Consider the following 17,541-nt stretch of genomic DNA (forward strand, 5'->3'; position numbering starts at 1 on the left):
TCCGGCACGGGCCGGACAGGCGACTGGCAAATCAGCTGCGTGCCCAGAGTGCGCCGAGCACGAAACCCACGCCGGCCACGATCCCGATGGTGGCGAGCGGGTTGGCGACCGCCGATTCACGCACCTGGTTCAGCGCGTCGCCATAAGCTTCCTGCGCCTTGCCGGCCGCCTGGCGGGCCTTGCCTTCGAGTTGCGTGCCGGTGTCGCCGGTCGCGCCGCCCACGGCGTCCTGCACCTTGCCTGCGATGTTCTGAACGATACCTTCGGTCTTTTCGAGCATGTCAATCTTTCGGTTGGGTGGTTGCCTCGCAAACGAGGCGAGTGAACAGATGCTAGGCAGCGGCGGGGGACGGTGCTGTCGTGCATCGGCTCCCACAGACGTCGGAGAAAGCCGGGTGCGGGCGTCCCGGCCTAGCGGCGCGGCAGTGCCTTCGCAACCGCCCGAAGGCAGTCGATCAGCTGTTCGGTGCCCGGGGTGGGACGCCGGCCGCGCAGCGTGATCAGCCCGACCGCCGGCAGTTCGATCGGCACCGCGAGCGGCAGCACCTTCAACAGGCCTTGCGCCTGGAAATGCCGCGCGACCGAACGCGCCATGAAGGCCACCGCGTCGCGCTGCTGCAAAAAACTCAGCTGCGCCAGGAAGGACGCCGATTCGACGATGTCCATCGGCGGGTGCAGGTCGCCCTGCAGGAACATCTGGTCCAGCTTCACCCGCAGCGATGCCCAGGGCGGCGGCATCACGCAGGGCAGCGCCGCGAGATCGGCCCAGGCGGCGCGGCGTTTGCCGGCCAGCGCATGGCCGGGCCGCACCACCGCCGTCATGGGCTCGGCATACAGCGCCTCGGTGTCCATGTCGGGCGCGGCGTAGCCGGGCTCCAGCCGGCCGACGAACAGGTCGAGTTCACCCAGCCGCAGCTTGGGCAGCAGGCGGGTCAGGTCGCCTTCCTCGACCATCACGGTGGTCAGGGCCGAGCGGCGTTTCAGCATCTCGACCGCACCGGTGACCAGCACCGGCAGGGCGACCACCATCGAGCCGACACTGGTGCGGCCGGCCGCACCGCTGGCGACCGCCGCCAGTTCGTCGCGGGTGCGGTCGTAGTCGGCCAGCACCGAACGAGCGAAGCGCACCACGCTGTCGCCGTAGGCCGTGGGTTCGGTGCCGCGGGTGGAACGTTCGAACAGCGCTAGGCCGAAAAGGCGTTCGATCTCGGCCAGGGTCTTGGACACGGCGGGCTGGGTGAGCGACAGGAATTCGGCCGCACGGCCCAGGTGGCGGAACTGGTCCAGCGCCACCAGCATCTGCAGATGCCGCAGCTTCAGGTTGGACCGCAGCACCCGGTCGATCTGGCTCATCTGGATTCCTTTCGGGTTAACCCGTCTTCATGTCGTCAGGGCAATGAAGAGAGTCCGCTATTTCATTGGATGGGAATGATTGTGTCGCCAAGAATGCGGCCACAAAAGAACGGAGACAAGAAATGAAGCCCCATCAAGATGCGCAGCGGCGCCGGTTGCTGTTCGGCGGCATGGCGGCCGCCGCCCTCGCCGGTGTATCGACCCACGCGCTCGCCGCCGACTATCCCGACCGCCCGATCACCTTCATCTGTCCCTGGCCAGCCGGCGGCACGGCCGACCGATCGATGCGTTCCATCTGCCAGATCGCGTCGCGCGAACTGGGCCAGACCATCGCGGTGGACAACCGTGCCGGCGCATCCGGAATGATCGGCACCAAGGCACTGGCGCAGGCCCGGCCGGACGGCTACACCATCGGCCAGATCCCGATTTCGGTCACCCGTTTCGCGCAGATCGGCAGCGTGCAGATCGACCCGATGAAGGACCTGGGTTACCTGGTCCGCACCTCCGGCCAGACCTTCGGCATCGCGGTGTCCGCCAACTCGCCCTACAAGACGCTGGCCGAGGTCGTGGCACGCGCCCGGGCCAAGCCCGGCGAGGTGACCTACGCGCATGCCGGCGTCGGCGGCGCGACCCATGTGGGCATGGAGCAGTTCGCCATGGCGGCCGGCATCAGGCTCAACGCCATCGCCTACAAGGGCGGCGCAGCAGCCCTGCAGGACGTGCTGGGTGACCAGGTCGATTTGCTGGCCGACAGCAGTTCTTGGGCGCCGCATGTCGAAGCCGGAAAGATGCGGCTGCTGGCCACATGGGGCGAGGTGCGCACTCCGCGCTTCAAGGACACACCGACGCTGAAGGAGCTCGGCTACGACGTGGTGGTCGAGGCCCCCAACGGCATCGGCGCGCCGGCCGGCCTGCCGCCGGCGGTCGAGAAACGCCTGCGCGACGCCTTCCGCATCGCCGTTAACAGCGACGAATTCCGCAAGGTGGCCGACAGCATCGACGCACCGGTGATGTACCTCGACGGCCCGGCCTACCGCCAGTATGTGCAGGAGGTCTACAGGCAGGAGACCGGCCTGATCCAGCGGCTCAACCTGAAGGAACTGATGGCCAGGGGTTGAACACCTTTGCCGTCCCGGCTGCCCGCCAGAACAGACACCCACGATGAACGACAGCCCCCTGATACGCCTGCATCCGCACGACAACGTGCTGGTCGCCCGGACCGCCATCGCCCTCGGCGAAAACATCGCCGAATTCGGTGTGCGTACCCGCGCCCAGGTGCCCGCCGGCCACAAGATCGCGGCGCGTGCCATCGCGGCCGGCGAGCCCGTGAAGAAATACGACACCGTCATCGGCGTGGCGTCACGCGACCTGGAGGCCGGCGACTATGTGCACAGCCACAACCTGAACCTGGTCGACGGCTACCGCGACCCGGGCTTCTGCCAGGACGTGCGTCCGGTCGACTACCTGCCGGAGTCGGAGCAGGCGCGTTTCATGGGTTTCGTGCGGCCCGACGGCAGCGTGGGCACCCGCAACTTCATCGGCATCCTGTCGTCGGTCAACTGCTCGGCGACCGTCATCAAACGCATCGCCGCGCACTTCACGCCGGAGCGGCTGGCGGCCTATCCGTTCGTCGACGGCGTGGCGGCGTTCGCCCAGAGCAGCGGCTGCGGCATGTCGTCGCCCAGCGAACATTTCGATCTGCTGCGCCGCACGCTGGCCGGCTATGCGCGGCACCCCAACCTGGCCGGCGTGCTAATCGTCGGCCTGGGCTGCGAGCGCAACCAGGTCGATACGCTGGTCGATTCGCAAGGGCTGAAAACAGGCAGGCTGATGCGCACGATGGTCATGCAGGAGGTCGGCGGCACGCGGGTGACGGTGGAAGCCGGCATCCGCGCCGTCGAGGAAATGCTGCCGCTGGCCAACCAGGCGCGGCGGCAATCGGTCAGCGCGCGGCACCTCAAGATCGGGCTGGAATGCGGCGGTTCGGACGGGTTTTCGGCCATCAGCGCCAACCCGGCGCTGGGCGCTGCGATGGACATCCTGGTGCGCCACGGCGGTACGGCCATCCTGTCCGAGACACCCGAGATCCACGGCGTGGAGTTCATGCTCACCCGGCGCGCCGTCAGTCCCGAAGTAGGCCAGAAACTGCTGGACCGCCTGGCCTGGTGGGAACGTTATGCGGCGGGGCAGAACGCGCAGTTCAACGGCGTGGTGGGCCACGGCAACCAGGCCGGCGGGCTGGCCAACATCTTCGAGAAATCGCTCGGATCGGCCATGAAGGGTGGCACCACGCCCTTGCAGGCGGTGTACGAATATGCCGAGCCGATCGACCGGTCGGGTTTCGTATTCATGGATTCGCCGGGCTACGACCCGGTGGCCGCCACGGGCCAGATCGCCAGCGGTGCGCAGCTGATCTGCTTTACCACCGGGCGTGGCTCGATGTTCGGCAGCAAACCGGCGCCGACCATCAAGCTGGCGAGCAATACGGCCATGTTCAACCGGCTGGAAGAAGACATGGACATCAACTGCGGGGTCGTCATCGACGGCGAGTCGAGCGTCTCCGAACTGGGGGTCGAGATCTTCGAGCGGATCCTGCTGCACGCTTCTGGCGAAGCCACCAAGAGCGAAGGGCTGGGGCTGGGGGACCATGAATTTGTTCCCTGGCATCTGGGGATCGTCAGTTGATTGGGTTTATTTTTTGATAATCGGTTTTGGTTATTTGCGCGTCGCCATGTCTCCTTCTGCTATTACTCCCCAGGGTTGTAGTAAAGAACCCAGAGCGAGCCCGAGATAATCCCAAAACCCTGACCCACACAAAAAAACTCAAAGAAAGAAACCCGCCAAGATGCCCGCGAACAACCCCTTCAAAACCGCCCTCGCCGCCAAAAATCCACAAATAGGTTTGTGGCTCTCGATGGCCACCCCCTACCTCGCCGAGGTCAGCGCCACCGCGCATTTCGACTGGTTGCTGATCGACGGCGAACACGCACCCAACGACCTGCGCAGCACCCTGTCAGCGCTGCAGGCCGTCGCGAACTACCCCTCGCAGCCGGTGGTTCGAGCGGTCAACGGCGACACCGCCCTCATCAAGCAGCTGCTCGACATCGGCGCCCGTTCGCTGCTGGTGCCGATGGTCGACACCGCGGAACAGGCTGCGGCGCTGGTCGCTGCCACGCGTTACCCGCCACTGGGGATCCGTGGCGTGGGCAGCGCGGTAGCCCGGGTGTCGGGCTGGAGCCAGCGCTCCGACTATCTGGACGTGGCCGACGACGAGGTGTGCCTGCTGGTGCAGGCCGAAACGGTGACCGCGCTCGACAACCTCGAAGCCATCTGCGCGGTGGACGGCGTGCACGGCGTGTTCATCGGCCCGGCCGACCTGGCGGCCTCGATGGGCCACCGCGGCGCTCCGGGCCATCCCGCCGTCCAGGAAGCCATCGAGAACGCCATGCGCACCATCATCGCCAGCGGCAAGGCGGCCGGGACGTTGACGTCCGACCCCGCACTGGCGCGGCGATACCTCGACCTGGGCTGCACCTTCGTGGCGGTGGGCGTGGATGTGCTGGTGTACGCCAAGGCCGCGCGTGCGCTGCGGGCCGGTTTTGCGCCCGGCGCCGGCCCAGTCACAACTGCGGTCGGCACGGCCAGCGCCGCCTACTGAAGAAGAAGCCCGCCTAGCTGAAACGCAGCGTGACCACACCCGCCACCACCAGCCCGGTGCCGGCGGCGCGGCCCCAGCCAAAACGTTCGCCGAGCAGCAGCGTGCCGATCAGCGCGGCAAAGATCACCGAGGTCTCGCGCAGGGCGGCGACCAGCGCGACGGGCGCATGGCTCATGGCCCACAGGGCAATCGAGTAGCTGCCCAGCGAGGCGATGGTGCCGCCGATGGCCACCGCCACGCGCACGCGCATGTAGCGAAGGGCGTCTCGCCGCCCCGGACCCGCGCGCCACATCACCAGCGCCATGTAGGGCAGGCCGTCGAACAGGAAGATGGCTGCCGCATAGGCAAAAGGGTCGCCCGAGGCGCGCACGCCGAAGCCGTCGATGACGGTGTAGGCCGCGATGATGCAGGCGTTGAGCAGCGCGAAGGCCAGCGCCTTGCGCCGGTTGCCGCCGCCCGGATGGTCGAGCGTCGCTTGCGCCAGCCCGACCAGCAGCACCCCGGCGCAGATCACCAGCACGCCCGCCCAGGCCTGGACCGACAGCCGGTCGCCGCCCATCACCGCGCCCGTCAGGGCGACCAGCAGCGGTGCGGACCCCCGCATGACCGGATAGGTCAGCCCCAGGTCGCCGTGCCGGTATGCACCCGACAAGGCCACGTAATACGCGATGTGGATCACCGACGATGCGGCGATGTAAGGCCAGGCCGCAGCCGCCGGCAAGCCGAACCAGCAGGCCGCGGGAATGGCGAACAGCACGCCCAGGCTGTGGATCAGCGCGGTGTCCAGCGACTTGTTGCCGCCCGACTTGATGAGCGCGTTCCAGCTGGCGTGCAGCAGCGCGGCGAACAGCAGCGTGAGGACCAGCGGAAGGGTCAGGCTGGCGGCCGGGTTCACGTCACCGTGCCTTCGCCGATACGGCAGCGCCGCGCGCGTGCCAAGTAGTGGGCCAGGTCGGGCGTGACCAGGCCGTCGACCTTGGCCCGGTCGTCCCATAGTCGCAGGCGCACCGCGTCCGCGGCATGCGGTCGGGCGATGAAGACCGCAGCATCGTCTGCCGAAAACACGCCGCCCTGCAGGACCAGGCTGCGCTGCGAATCGGCCGAGAGGCCCGCCTGGTAGGCCGGCCGCGTGGCACACAGGTAACGCTTGGCATCGACATGCCAGCGGATGGCGTCCAGCACACGTTGGGAAAACAGCCCGCGCAGGAAAGGCAGGGCGCTGAACTGGTGCAGGTCGTCCACACCGCGCAGCGTGGGCGTCTCGCCGTGGTCCTGTGCACCCGGCAGCAGATGGCCCAGGTCGTGCAGCAGGCCGGCGGTGACCAGTTCGTCGTCGGCGCCGTCTTGCTCGGCGAAGAAGGCCGTCTGCAGCGCGTGTTCGGTCTGGGTGACCGGCTCGCCGCTGTACCGGGCTGCGCCGTGCCGGCGGAACAGGGTCTCGATGTCATCGAAGCTCAACGACATGCGGTTCAGCCTTCCTGGGTGACGGCACGCAGTGCACGTTTGCGGGCGGGCGCCGTGGGCGTTTCGGGCTCGCCGGCAGGTTTGCCGCCGTAGTTGACCAGCGTGCGCTCACGGCTGTTCATCACATGGTCGAACATGGCCTGGCCCGCGGCCTCGACATCGTGCGCTGCGATGGCCCGCACGATGGCGCGGTGTTCGCGGGTGTAGACAACCATCGACTCACCGGACAGGTTCTGCCGGCGGATCAGCGACAGTTCCTTGATGAGCCGGCGATAGGTGGCCGCGAACTTGGCATTGCCCGCCAACGCCAGCAGCCGGTCGTGGAAGGCCAGGTTATGCAGGTGGTATTCCTGCGCATCGCTCGCCTTGGCGGCGAGGTCCATGGCTTCGACCAGCTGGCGCAGTTGCTTGACCTGCGCGCCGGTGGCGGTGAGCGCCAGCTTGCGGCCCACGTACATCTCCATGACGGCGCGCAACTCGAAGATCTCGAGCGCTTCGTCGAGGTCGATGGAACGCACGAACACTCCGCGGTTCTTTTCGGTGCGCACCAGTCCGGCTTCCTCGAGCATACGGAAGGCTTCGCGCACCGGGCCGCGCGACACACCCAGCTGCGTGGCGATGGTGATTTCGGTGAGCTTGGCCCCGGGCGCCAGTTCGCCGTTCAGGATGAGGCGTTCGACTTCGTTCTGCACCAGCCCGGCAAGCGAGTTTTCCTGCAAGTGAGCGATAGCGTTGCCGATGGGGGAAGGCAGGTTCACGGAACGATTTTCCAGGGACGTTTCAGGTGCAATTTTTCCAGATTGTCTACGATCTGCAAAAAACAATCTACTGACATGGCCTCGATTTTGCTTGGAGCCCGTGTCACGAGGATGACTTCTTCGGCCACCAAAGTTCCGCCCTTTACTCCCCCTCACCCAGGAGCATTTCGATGAAACTCGCAGCCAGGCAACTGATCGCCGCCGCCCTCGGTCTCGTCTTCGCCGCATCGGCGTTTGCGCAGAAGACCCAACTGGTCGTCTACACCGCGCTGGAGACCGACCAGTTGAAGGCCTACCAGGAGTCGTTCAACCGGGTGAATCCGGACATCGACATCAAGTGGGTGCGTGACTCGACCGGTGTCATCACCGCCAAGCTGCTGGCCGAAAAAGCCAACCCGCAGGCCGACGTGGTGATGGGCGTGGCCGCCACCAGCCTGGCGCTGTTCGAACGCAACGGCATGCTCGAGCCCTACGCGCCGCTGAACCTCGACGCCATCATGTCCGCCTACCGCGACAAGAAAAACCCGCCGGCCTGGTTCGGCATGGACGTGTTCGGCGCCACCGTGTGCTTCAACACGGTCGAGGCGAAGAAGAAGAACATCCCCCTGCCCACAACCTGGAAGGACCTGACCAGACCCGAATACAAGGGCCAGGTGGTGATGCCCAACCCGGCGTCGTCGGGCACCGGTTACCTGGACGTGGTGTCGTGGCTGCAGCTGTGGGGCGACGACGCCGGCAAGGGCGGCGGCTGGAAATACATGGACGCCCTGCACGACAACATCGCGCAGTACACCCATTCGGGTTCCAAGCCCTGCAACATGGCCGCGGCGGGTGAATACGTGGTGGGCATTTCGTTCGAATACCGCGGCCACGCCAACAAGGCAAAGGGAGCACCGATCGAGCTGGTGTTCCCGAAAGAAGGCCTGGGCTGGGACCTCGAAGCATTTGCCATCTACAAAGGCACCAAGAAGCTCGAGGCCGCCAGGAAACTGGCCGACTGGGCTTCGTCCAAGGACGCGATGATTCTGTACGGCAAGAACTTCGCCATCACCGCGCAGCCGGGCGTGGCGCCCAAGCTGGCCAATATTCCGGCCGACTACGAATCGCGCCTCATCAAGCTGGATTTCGACAAGGCCGCCGCCGGCCGCGAACGCACGCTGGCCGAATGGGTCCGCCGCTACGACGGCAAGAGCGAAGCCCGCAAATAACCGACGGAGCCGCCCGTGACCTATCTGCAGTTGCAAGGCATCCACAAGAGCTTCGGCGGGTTCACCGCGCTCGACGACATCGACCTGTCGATAGAGCGCGGCGAATTCGTGTGTTTTCTCGGGCCTTCGGGCTGCGGCAAGACCACCCTGCTGCGTATCGTCGCGGGCCTGGAAACCCAGACCTCCGGCCGCATCGTGCAGGCCGGCCGCGACATCTCGGTGCTGCCGCCGGCACAGCGCGACTACGGGATCATGTTCCAGTCGTATGCGCTGTTTCCCAATCTCACCGTGGCGCAGAACGTGGGTTACGGGCTGGTCAACCGACGCGAGGGCAAGGCCCAGGTCGGCAAGCGGGTGGACGAACTGCTGGCGCTGGTCGGCCTGCCGGGCAGCGGTGGCAAGTTCCCGGCGCAGATGTCCGGCGGCCAGCAGCAGCGCATCGCGCTCGCGCGGGCGCTGGCCACGTCACCCGGCCTGCTGCTGCTGGACGAACCGCTTTCCGCGCTGGACGCCACCGTGAGGGTGCACCTGCGCAACGAGATACGGGCGCTGCAGCGACAGCTTGGCGTGACCACCATCATGGTCACCCACGACCAGGAAGAAGCGCTGTCGGTGGCCGACCGCATCGTGGTGATGAACCACGGCGTGATCGAGCAGGTAGGCACACCGATGCAGGTCTACCGCGAGCCGGCGTCGCATTTCGTGGCGAATTTCGTCGGCAAGGTGAACCGGCTCGATGCCGTGGCCGAGGGCGGCCACTGGTTCCGCTGCGGCGAAAAACGGCTGCAATGCGCGGCGGGCGGCGACTCGGACTTCCGCCCCGGCCGCGAGGTTTCGCTATACCTGCGGCCCGAAGACCGCGTCGTCGGCCAACTGCACGCCGACGACCCGATGCGTTGCGCCGGCACCGTTCGGCATATCGAGTTCCTGGGCGGCAATTGCCTGGCCGAAGTCGATGTCGACGGCCTGCCCGGCCAGCCGCTGCAACTTCAATATTCGCTCAATCAGATGGATGAATTCAACGTGCGCGAAGGCGCGTCGGTGCAGTTCTCGCTGCGTGCAGACCGGCTGCGGGTGTTCCCCGCGGCAGCCGCCTGATGAACGCCGCCGCGGCCGTGGTGTCGGTGCGGCCGCCGCCGCTCAAACAGCGGGTGCCGCCGGCCGACCGCGTCGCCCACGCCGGCCTGCTGGCCGTCGTGCTGTTGCTGGTGGTGGGCCTGCTGGCGCCACTGGCGGTGATCCTGTCCAAGGCCTTCGACGCTCCCGAGGGCGCGGCCGGTTCGGGCCTGGGCGCCTTCGCCGCCTACCTGGCTTCGCCGTCGCTGTTGCAGAGTCTGTGGCACAGCGTCTGGGTGTCGCTGGCCGTGACCGCCATCGTGGTGCCGCTGGCGTTTGCCTTCGCCTACGCCCTCACCCGCAGCTGCATGCCCTTCAAGGGCCTCCTGCGCACGGTGATGCTGCTGCCGCTGCTGGCGCCCTCGCTGCTGTCGGCCATTTCGATCATCTACTGGTTCGGCAACCAGGGCGTGGCGAAGGACTTCTGGACCGGCCTGGGCTTCAGCGGCATCTACGGTGCGCCGGGCATCGTGCTGGCAGAGTGCTTCGCCACCTTCCCGCATGTGCTGATGATCCTGGTCACCGCGCTGGCGCTGGCCGACGCGCGGCTGTACGAGGCGGCACAGGCGCTGGGCACCGGCACGCTGCGCAAGTTCATGACGATCACGCTGCCGGGCGCCAGGTACGGCCTCATTTCGGCCGCGCTGGTGTGTTTCACCCTGGTCATCACCGACTTCGGCATACCGAAGGTGGTGGGCGGTAATTTCAACGTGCTGGCCACCGATGTGTTCAAGCTGGTGATCGGCCAGCAGGACTTCCAGCGCGGCGCGGTGGTCGCCTTGCTGCTGCTGTTGCCGGCGGTCGCCACCTTCGGCATCGACTGGTGGGTGCAGCGCCGGCAGACCGCCACCCTCACCGCCCGCGCGGTCGCCCTGGTGCCCAGGCCGTCGCGCGGTTTCGACGTGGCCATGACGCTGTATTGCCTGCTGATCGTCGGCCTGGTGCTGGCGATGTTCGGCATGGCGGTGTTCGCGTCCTTCGCCAAGCTGTGGCCGTACAACCTGACGCCGAGCTTCAACCACTACGTGTCGGGCCTGATCGACGCCGAACTGGGCAACGCCATGCTCAACAGCCTGAAGCTGGCGGCCGGCACCGCCGTGTTCGGCACGGTGGTGGTGTTCGTGGGCGCCTACCTGCTGGAAAAGACCCGGGGCTTCGACGCCATGCGCCCGGTGGTGCGACTGCTGGCCATGCTGCCGATGGCGGTGCCGGGCCTGGTGCTGGGGCTGGGCTACATCTTCTTCTTCAACGCGCCGGCGAATCCACTGAACGGCCTGTACCAGACGCTGCCGCTGCTGGTGCTGTGCACCGTGGTGCATTTCTACACGACCGGACACCTGACGGTGGTGACCGCGCTGAAGTCCATCGACGCCGAATTCGAGGCCGTGTCGGCATCGCTGAAAGTCCCTTTCTACAAGACCTTCTGGCGGGTCACGCTGCCGATCTGCCTGCCGGTGCTGCTCGACGTCTCGCGCTATTTCTTCATCAACGCCATGACCACCATCTCGGCGGTGGTGTTTTTGTATTCGCCCGACACCAAACTGGCGTCGGTCGCCATCCTCAACCTCGACGAAGCCGGCGACACGGGTCCGGCTGCGGCCATGGCGGTACTGATCGCCGGCACCTCGGGTGTGGTCACGCTGCTGTACCTGGCGGTCGGCAAACTGGTGGAACGGCGCACCCAGGCCTGGCGGGCACCGTCGCGATGAAACCGGCGAAGACCATGGCACGCCTGGCCATCTTCGACCTCGACAACACGCTGCTGACGGGCGACAGCGAAGTGATGTGGGTGGAGTTTTTGCTGGCGCGCGGCGAGCTGGGCCGGACCTTCGCCGCCGGCAACGCCGAGATGGACCGGCGTTATCACGACGGCAGCGCCACGCCGGCCGAGTTCTGCGCCTTCTATGCATCGACCTTCGCCGGCCGCACACCCGAGGCCTGGGCCGCCATCCGCATCGCGTTCTTCGAGCAGGTGGTGCGCCCCCGCCTGCCGGCCGCCGCATTCGACCTGGTGCAGCAGCACCGCGACCGCGGCGACCTTCTGGTGCTGAGCACGGCGGCCAGCCGATTCCTGTCGGAACCGTCGGCCGCCGCATTCGGGTTCACCCACCTCATCGCCACCGAGATGCGCCAGCGCGACGACGGCCGGTTTGCCGGCGAGACCCAGGGCACGCTGAACATGCGCGAAGGCAAGGTCACCCGCCTGCTGGCCTGGCTGCACGACCAGGGACTGGCGCCGGACGCACTGGCCGACGCCACGTTCTACAGCGACTCGATCAACGATCTGCCGCTGCTGCGTTCGGTCGGCCAGCCGGTCGCCGTCGATCCCGACGACCGCCTGCGGGCCCATGCCCAGGCAGTGCACTGGCCCGTTCTTCAACTCAACCGAGCATTGGCATGAGTCCCTCGAACCCCCATCATTTCGACCTGATAGTGGTCGGTGCCGGCATCGTCGGCCTGGCCCATGCCTATACCGCCGCCCGACGCGGACTGAAGGTGTGTGTGGTCGAGCGCGACGCAGCCTGCGTCGGCGCGTCCATCCGCAATTTCGGTTTCATCACCGTCACCGGCCAGGGAGCCGGCGATACCTGGCGACGAGCCCGGCGCGCCCGCGAAATCTGGGGCGCGATCGCGCCGCAGGCCGGCATCGAGGCGGTGCACCACGGCCTGTACCTCACCGCATTCCGGCCGCAGGCGCTGAAGGTTCTTGAAGAGTTCATGGCCACCGAAATGGGCGCCGGCTGCCAGCTGCTCGACACGGCCGCCGCAGCCCGGCGCACACCCGTCCTGCAGCTCGACGGAGCGCAGGGCGTGCTGTACAGCCCGCATGAAATGCGCGTCGAGTCGCGCACCGCCATCGGCCAGCTCACCCGCTGGCTGGCCGAATCGCTGGGCGTCACCTTCCGTTTCAGCGAGGCGGTACTGGAAGTCACCACGCCGCGTGTACGCACCTCACGCGCCGTGCTGTCTGCCGAACGGGTGGCCGTGTGTACCAACACCGACCTCAACGGCCTTTTCGCAGAACGCCTGACGCCGCATAACCTCAGCCTGTGCCGGCTGCAGATGCTGCGGGTGCAGCCCGAAGCGGGCTTCCAGTTGCCCGGCTCGGTGATGGCCGACCTGAGCCTGGTGCGTTACCACGGCTACAGCAAGTTGCCGGCCGCCGCACCGCTGCTGGAGCAGATGCGGCGGGAAGAAGGCGAGTCGCTCGACAACGGCATCCACCTGATCGTGGTGCAGAGCGCCGACGGTTCGCTGGTGGTCGGCGATTCTCACCACTACGGCGCCGCGCCCGGGCCGTTCGCCGACGAAAGGGTGGACGACCTCATCCTGCGACACCTGCATGAAACCCTGAAGCTGCGCGAAGCCCGGGTGACCGAACGCTGGGTGGGCATCTATCCGTCGTCGCCGGTGACCGATTGCCTGATCGACCGACCCGACGACGCCACCCGGCTGGTACTGGTGACCAGCGGCACCGGCGCCAGCACCGCCTTCGGCATCGCCGAAGAAGTCTTCGCCGCCTGGTGAAACCCATCCAAAGCATTCGCAAGAGAGACACCATGACATCCAGCAGCCATTCCCGCGACACCCTGAGCGCCGTCGTCTTCGACTGGGCCGGCACCGTGCTCGACTTCGGCTCCTGCGCGCCCATGGGCGCATTCGTGCGGCTGTTCGAGCAGTTCGGCATCGAGCTGACCATCGAGCAGGCACGCGGCCCGATGGGTGTCGCCAAGTGGGACCACATCCATGCGCTGGGCAGCCTGCCCGCCATCGCCGCGCAGTGGCAGGCGAGGTACGGAAAACCCTTCACCAATGCCGATGTGGACCATCTCTACGAGGTGTTCACCCCCATGAACGCCGCAGTGGTGGCCGACTTCGCCGACTTCATCCCGGGCGCGCTGGACACCATCGCCGCCATCCGGGGGCGCGGCCTGAAGATCGGTTCGACCACCGGCTACAACCGGCCCATCATGGAGATCGTCACCCCGCTGGCCGCAGCCGCCGGTTATCTGCCCGACAACCTGGTGTGTGCCGGCGACCTGCCCGCCGGCCGACCGTCGCCGCTGATGATGTACCGCACTTTCGCCGACCTGGGCGTCTGGTGGCCGGAGACGGTGGTGAAGGTGGACGACACCGAGGTCGGCATCCTGGAAGGTCTGCGTGCCGGAACCTGGACGGTGGGCGTGGCCGTCAGCGGCAACGCGGTCGGCCTGCCGCTGGCGGACTGGCAGGCGCTGCTCCCCGCCGAGCAGGACCGGCTGCGGCAGATCGCCGTCGCCAAACTCAAGGGCGCCGGGGCCCACTACGTCATCGACTCGGTGGCCGAACTGCTGCCGGTGCTGGACGAGATCGGTGCGAACCTGGCGCGCGGCACAAGGCCACCGCAGCCGCCGCTTCCTGCGTGAGCCGGCCGGCGGCCACGAGGCGGTCGATTCCGGCATCGGGATAACACGCGAACTGCAGCACCTCGCCGTCGCGGTTGGCCGGCACCAGCCCGTCCGGCAGCGTGCATTCATAGGCGTGCATGGTCTCGACCAGCCAGCCGCAAGAGCCTGAATCGGTCACCGGGCGCTGGACGGTAACGGAACCGGCCGCCCGCAAGTCGATGCCTTCGAGGTCGATGCCGGCCTCTTCCCAGGTCTCGCGGAACAGTGCGTGCTCCACCGTTTCCCCGGCGGCCACCATGCCGCCCATCAGCGTGTCCCAAAGACCCGGATCGGTTGCCTTGTCGAGCGCGCGTTGCTGTAGCCACCAGCCTCCGCCCTCACCCGCGCGGCCGTGCAGTTGGACGGAGGTGGTGGCGATGCCGAGGACACGCACCACGCCGCGTTCGACCGATGCCAGCACCCGGCCCTGCTTGTCGGCGACCGCCAGTTTTTCATCCCGCCAGCGACCGGCGTGGCCGTGCTGCCGCAGCCAGTCGGCGATGCGCGCCAGGGCGGCGTCCGGGTCACCGAAGAGCGTTACCGAATTGCAGGAAGACCGCAGCGGCAGGTCGGTCTGCCGGAGCAGGTCGAACAGCGGCGCCGCGATGGAGCCGACAGCGTGTCCGTCGATCAACAGGGACAGGCGGCCGGCGTCAGGCTGAGGATTCATGCGCGGGAGCGTACCTCGCCGAAAATGGACGGCCCCATTTCGATTCGCAACGGCCTTACAGAAAACACCATGCACAAGATCGTCATCGTCGACTTCACCACCCATGCAGACCATGCGGAAGACTTCGCCGCCGCCATCGCCGAGAACGCCACCCGCTCGGTAGCGGACGAGGCCGGCTGCCACCAGTTCGACGTCGGCCGCGACCCGGCGGACCCGACCGCGTTCTTCCTGTACGAGGTGTACGAGGACGACGCAGCTTTCCAGGCTCATCTCGCATCTGCGCATTTCAGGAAGTTCGATGCGTTGACCGCGCCCTGGGTCACCGGCAAGGTAGCGCGCCGACTGGACCGCGCGGTCCCCTGAACCCTGCCGAAAGGCATCCTGCTCCGGGGCTTTCCCCATTCATCCGGGACCCCCCCGGTTGTACGATCTTTCGACAAGACGACAACTCCGGAGACAGGACAAATGATGCAGCAGCAGAAGCCGCGTGTCGGCATGGTCGGCATCGGCCTGATGGGCCACGGCATCGCAGGCAACATCGTGCGCAAGGGCTGGCCGCTGGCGGTGCTTGAGCATGCAGGCAACCAGCCGCTGGATGACCTGCTGGCAGCCGGCGCCACCTCGCGCAGCTCGGTGGCCGACCTGGCGGCCGAAAGCGACATCGTCCTGCTGTGTGTCACCGGCACGCCCCAGGTCGAGGCCGTGCTGCTCGGTGAAGCCGGCGTGCTGCAGGGCATGCAGCCGGGCACCGTGGTGATCGACTGCTCCACCGCCGTGCCCAACTCCACCGAACGGGTTGCGCATGCAGTGCAGATGGCCGGCGGCCGGTTCCTGGACGCAGCCATGACCCGCACACCGCGCGAGGCCGCGGAAGGCCGGCTCAACCTGCTGGTGGGCGGCGATTCCATGCTGCTGGCCGAGGTGCGACCGCTGCTGGAGGCCTTCGCCGAGAACATCTTCCATGCCGGCCCGGTGGGTGCCGGCCACCGCATGAAACTGCTGCACAACTTCGTGTCGCTGGGCACCGTGTCGCTGCTGGCCGAGGCTGCCGCCTGCGCCCAGCGCGCCGGCATCGACCCCGCCGTGCTGATCGACGTGCTGAGCAAGGGCGGCGGCGGCGGCGCGGCGCTGGAGCGGCTCAAGCCCTACCTGCTGGCGCAGGACCCGTCGGGCCTGAAGTTCAGCCTGGCCAATGCCTGCAAGGACCTGGGTTACTACAACACCATGGCCGAGGACGGCGGCGCCGAACACGGCATCGCGTCGGCCGTGCTGGCCACGCTGGAGCAGGCGCTGGACGAATCCACGCCGCAGACCCTGCTGCCCGAACTGGTGAGTGTGCTGGCCGCCCGTACCGCGCCGGCAGGCTCTTCGATCACCGCATAAGGAGACTCGCCCCATGGACCGCCACCCTTCCGCCATCGAACCCGCCGGCGGCTCGCCCGCCATCCTTGCGGAATTCTTCAATTTCATCGACGGCCGCCAGGTGCCAGCCCATGGCGGCGGCACGCTGGACGTCATCGACCCGTCCAGCGGCGAGACCTTCACCACCATCCCCCGCAGCGGCGCCGCGGACATCGACGATGCGGTGAAGGCCGCGCGCCGGGCCTACCACGGCGACTGGGGAAAACTCACCGCCACCGACCGCGGCCGGCTGCTCCACAAGCTGGCCGCCGCCATCCTGGCCCACCAGGACGAACTGTCGCTGCTCGAATGCCGCGACACCGGCAAACCGATGGCCCAGGCCCGCGCCGACATCGCCGCCTGCGCGCGCTATTTCGAGTATTACGGCGGCGCTGCCGACAAGCTGCACGGCGAGACCATCCCGTATGCCGCCGGCACGACCGTGATGGCGGTGCGGGTGCCGCACGGCATCACCGGCCACATCATTCCCTGGAACTATCCGGCGCAGATCTACGGCCGCTCGGTGGCCGCCGCCCTGGCCGCCGGCAACTGCTGTGTGGTCAAGCCGGCGGAAGACGCCTGCCTGACACCGCTGCGCGTGTCTGCGCTGGGGCTGGAAGTCGGCATGCCGCCGGGCGCCATCAACGTGGTGTGCGGCCTGGGCAGCGAAGCCGGCGCGGCGCTGTCGGCGCATCCGGGCATCGCCCATATTTCCTTCACCGGCTCCACCCAGACCGGCGCCGCCGTGGCCGAGGCCGCCGCGCGCCGGCATGTGCCGGTCACGCTGGAGCTGGGAGGCAAGTCGCCGCAGGTGGTGTTCGCAGATGCCGACATGGAGCAGGCCATTCCGACCATCGTCAACGCCATCATCCAGAACGCCGGCCAGACCTGCACCGCCGGCAGCCGGGTGCTGATCGAGCGCTCGGTGTATGCCGAAGTAGTGGCGGAACTGGCCGAACGCTTCAAGGCGCTGCGGGTCGGTCCGGGCGAACAGAACCTGGACCTGGGCCCGGTGGTCAACCGCCGCCAGCAGCAGAAGGTGCGCGGCATGATCGACGCAGCCGTGGCGGAGGGCATCACCGTCGCAGGCCAGGGCCGGCTGGCCGAAGGTGCGCCGCCCGGCGGCTTTTATGTGCTGCCCACGCTGTTCGCCGACGTGCCGCCCGATAGCGCCATGGGCCAGGACGAAGTCTTCGGCCCGGTGCTGGCCGCCTTTGCCTTCGACACCGAGGCCGAAGCCGCCGAACTGGCCAACGGCACCGACTACGGCCTGACCGCCGGGGTGTGGACCCGCGACGGCGGCCGGCAACTGCGCATGGCGCATGCCATCGAGGCGGGCCAGGTGTTCATCAACAACTACGGGGCCGGCGGCGGCATCGAACTGCCGTTCGGCGGCATGAAACATTCAGGCTACGGCCGCGAAAAAGCCTTCGAGGGCATGCGCGGTTTCACCACCATCAAGACCATCGCCATCAAGCACGGTTGA

The 17,541-nt window shown here is 67.4% G+C and carries 18 protein-coding genes; 12 read left to right on the forward strand and 6 right to left on the reverse strand.

Annotated features, from left to right (window positions below):
- Positions 1-31: 31 nt before the first annotated feature.
- Together AC3ANW_RS19580 and AC3ANW_RS19585 are read right to left on the reverse strand one after the other, a co-directional pair.
- Positions 32-280 carry a CsbD family protein gene (locus tag AC3ANW_RS19580; protein ID WP_488342505.1) on the reverse strand — a complete coding sequence of 83 codons (249 nt, stop codon included), beginning with the start codon at positions 278-280 and terminating at the stop codon, positions 32-34.
- Positions 281-411: 131 nt separating this feature from the next.
- Positions 412-1,353: a LysR substrate-binding domain-containing protein gene (locus AC3ANW_RS19585; RefSeq protein WP_488342506.1), complete on the reverse strand. Its 942-nt coding sequence runs from the start codon at positions 1,351-1,353 to the stop codon at positions 412-414.
- A gap of 122 nt (positions 1,354-1,475) precedes the next feature.
- On the opposite strand from AC3ANW_RS19585, the gene AC3ANW_RS19590 reads away from it, so the two are divergent.
- The 3 genes from AC3ANW_RS19590 to AC3ANW_RS19600 all read left to right on the forward strand — a co-directional run bounded on the left by AC3ANW_RS19590 (position 1,476) and on the right by AC3ANW_RS19600 (position 5,011).
- Positions 1,476-2,471, forward strand: coding sequence for a Bug family tripartite tricarboxylate transporter substrate binding protein (locus AC3ANW_RS19590; protein ID WP_488342507.1), 996 nt, complete (start codon positions 1,476-1,478; stop codon positions 2,469-2,471).
- A gap of 43 nt (positions 2,472-2,514) precedes the next feature.
- Positions 2,515-4,038, forward strand: coding sequence for a UxaA family hydrolase (locus tag AC3ANW_RS19595; protein WP_488342508.1), 1,524 nt, complete (start codon positions 2,515-2,517; stop codon positions 4,036-4,038).
- A gap of 160 nt (positions 4,039-4,198) precedes the next feature.
- Positions 4,199-5,011: an aldolase/citrate lyase family protein gene (locus AC3ANW_RS19600; protein WP_488342509.1), complete on the forward strand. Its 813-nt coding sequence runs from the start codon at positions 4,199-4,201 to the stop codon at positions 5,009-5,011.
- A gap of 13 nt (positions 5,012-5,024) precedes the next feature.
- Here AC3ANW_RS19600 and AC3ANW_RS19605 read toward each other — a convergent pair whose 3' ends face one another.
- From AC3ANW_RS19605 to AC3ANW_RS19615, 3 genes are read right to left on the reverse strand one after another with little or no spacing between them, the layout of a single operon-like run.
- Positions 5,025-5,906 carry an EamA family transporter gene (locus AC3ANW_RS19605; RefSeq protein ID WP_488342510.1) on the reverse strand — a complete coding sequence of 294 codons (882 nt, stop codon included), beginning with the start codon at positions 5,904-5,906 and terminating at the stop codon, positions 5,025-5,027.
- Entirely contained in the window at positions 5,903-6,475 is a 573-nt protein-coding gene (locus AC3ANW_RS19610) for a phosphonate degradation HD-domain oxygenase (RefSeq protein ID WP_488342511.1), read from the reverse strand. The genes AC3ANW_RS19605 and AC3ANW_RS19610 overlap by 4 nt, the downstream gene beginning before the upstream one ends.
- Before the next feature lie 5 nt (positions 6,476-6,480).
- On the reverse strand, positions 6,481-7,233 hold the full coding sequence (locus tag AC3ANW_RS19615) for a phosphonate utilization associated transcriptional regulator (RefSeq protein WP_488342512.1): 753 nt from the start codon (positions 7,231-7,233) through the stop codon (positions 6,481-6,483).
- Between the two features lie 170 nt (positions 7,234-7,403).
- Here AC3ANW_RS19615 and AC3ANW_RS19620 point away from each other — a divergent pair, with 170 nt between their 5' ends.
- From AC3ANW_RS19620 to phnX, 6 genes are read left to right on the forward strand one after another with little or no spacing between them, the layout of a single operon-like run.
- Entirely contained in the window at positions 7,404-8,441 is a 1,038-nt protein-coding gene (locus AC3ANW_RS19620) for a putative 2-aminoethylphosphonate ABC transporter substrate-binding protein (protein WP_488342513.1), read from the forward strand.
- Between the two features lie 15 nt (positions 8,442-8,456).
- Positions 8,457-9,539 carry a putative 2-aminoethylphosphonate ABC transporter ATP-binding protein gene (locus tag AC3ANW_RS19625; protein ID WP_488342514.1) on the forward strand — a complete coding sequence of 361 codons (1,083 nt, stop codon included), beginning with the start codon at positions 8,457-8,459 and terminating at the stop codon, positions 9,537-9,539.
- Positions 9,539-11,266, forward strand: coding sequence for a putative 2-aminoethylphosphonate ABC transporter permease subunit (locus AC3ANW_RS19630; RefSeq protein ID WP_488342515.1), 1,728 nt, complete (start codon positions 9,539-9,541; stop codon positions 11,264-11,266). The genes AC3ANW_RS19625 and AC3ANW_RS19630 overlap by 1 nt, the downstream gene beginning before the upstream one ends.
- Positions 11,267-11,280: 14 nt before the next feature.
- Positions 11,281-11,958 (forward strand): HAD family hydrolase, encoded by a 678-nt coding sequence (locus tag AC3ANW_RS19635; RefSeq protein WP_488342516.1) that lies wholly within the window; start codon positions 11,281-11,283, stop codon positions 11,956-11,958.
- Positions 11,955-13,085: a TIGR03364 family FAD-dependent oxidoreductase gene (locus AC3ANW_RS19640; RefSeq protein WP_488342517.1), complete on the forward strand. Its 1,131-nt coding sequence runs from the start codon at positions 11,955-11,957 to the stop codon at positions 13,083-13,085. Before AC3ANW_RS19635 ends, AC3ANW_RS19640 begins: the two co-directional genes overlap by 4 nt.
- Positions 13,086-13,117: 32 nt before the next feature.
- On the forward strand, positions 13,118-13,963 hold the full coding sequence (gene phnX, locus AC3ANW_RS19645) for a phosphonoacetaldehyde hydrolase (RefSeq protein ID WP_488342518.1): 846 nt from the start codon (positions 13,118-13,120) through the stop codon (positions 13,961-13,963).
- Here the strand turns inward: phnX and AC3ANW_RS19650 are convergent.
- Positions 13,866-14,654 carry an NUDIX domain-containing protein gene (locus tag AC3ANW_RS19650; RefSeq protein WP_488342519.1) on the reverse strand — a complete coding sequence of 263 codons (789 nt, stop codon included), beginning with the start codon at positions 14,652-14,654 and terminating at the stop codon, positions 13,866-13,868. The two genes, phnX and AC3ANW_RS19650, sit on opposite strands and share 98 nt — an antisense overlap.
- Positions 14,655-14,723: 69 nt before the next feature.
- Here AC3ANW_RS19650 and AC3ANW_RS19655 point away from each other — a divergent pair, with 69 nt between their 5' ends.
- From AC3ANW_RS19655 to AC3ANW_RS19665, 3 genes are all read left to right on the forward strand, one after another.
- On the forward strand, positions 14,724-15,017 hold the full coding sequence (locus AC3ANW_RS19655; protein ID WP_488342520.1) for a putative quinol monooxygenase: 294 nt from the start codon (positions 14,724-14,726) through the stop codon (positions 15,015-15,017).
- A gap of 105 nt (positions 15,018-15,122) precedes the next feature.
- Positions 15,123-16,037, forward strand: a complete 915-nt coding sequence (locus tag AC3ANW_RS19660; RefSeq protein ID WP_488342521.1) for an NAD(P)-dependent oxidoreductase — start codon at positions 15,123-15,125, stop codon at positions 16,035-16,037.
- A 13-nt stretch (positions 16,038-16,050) separates the two neighbouring features.
- Positions 16,051-17,541, forward strand: coding sequence for an aldehyde dehydrogenase family protein (locus AC3ANW_RS19665; protein ID WP_488342522.1), 1,491 nt, complete (start codon positions 16,051-16,053; stop codon positions 17,539-17,541).

The organism is Xylophilus sp. PBN-3R (assembly GCF_057747805.1).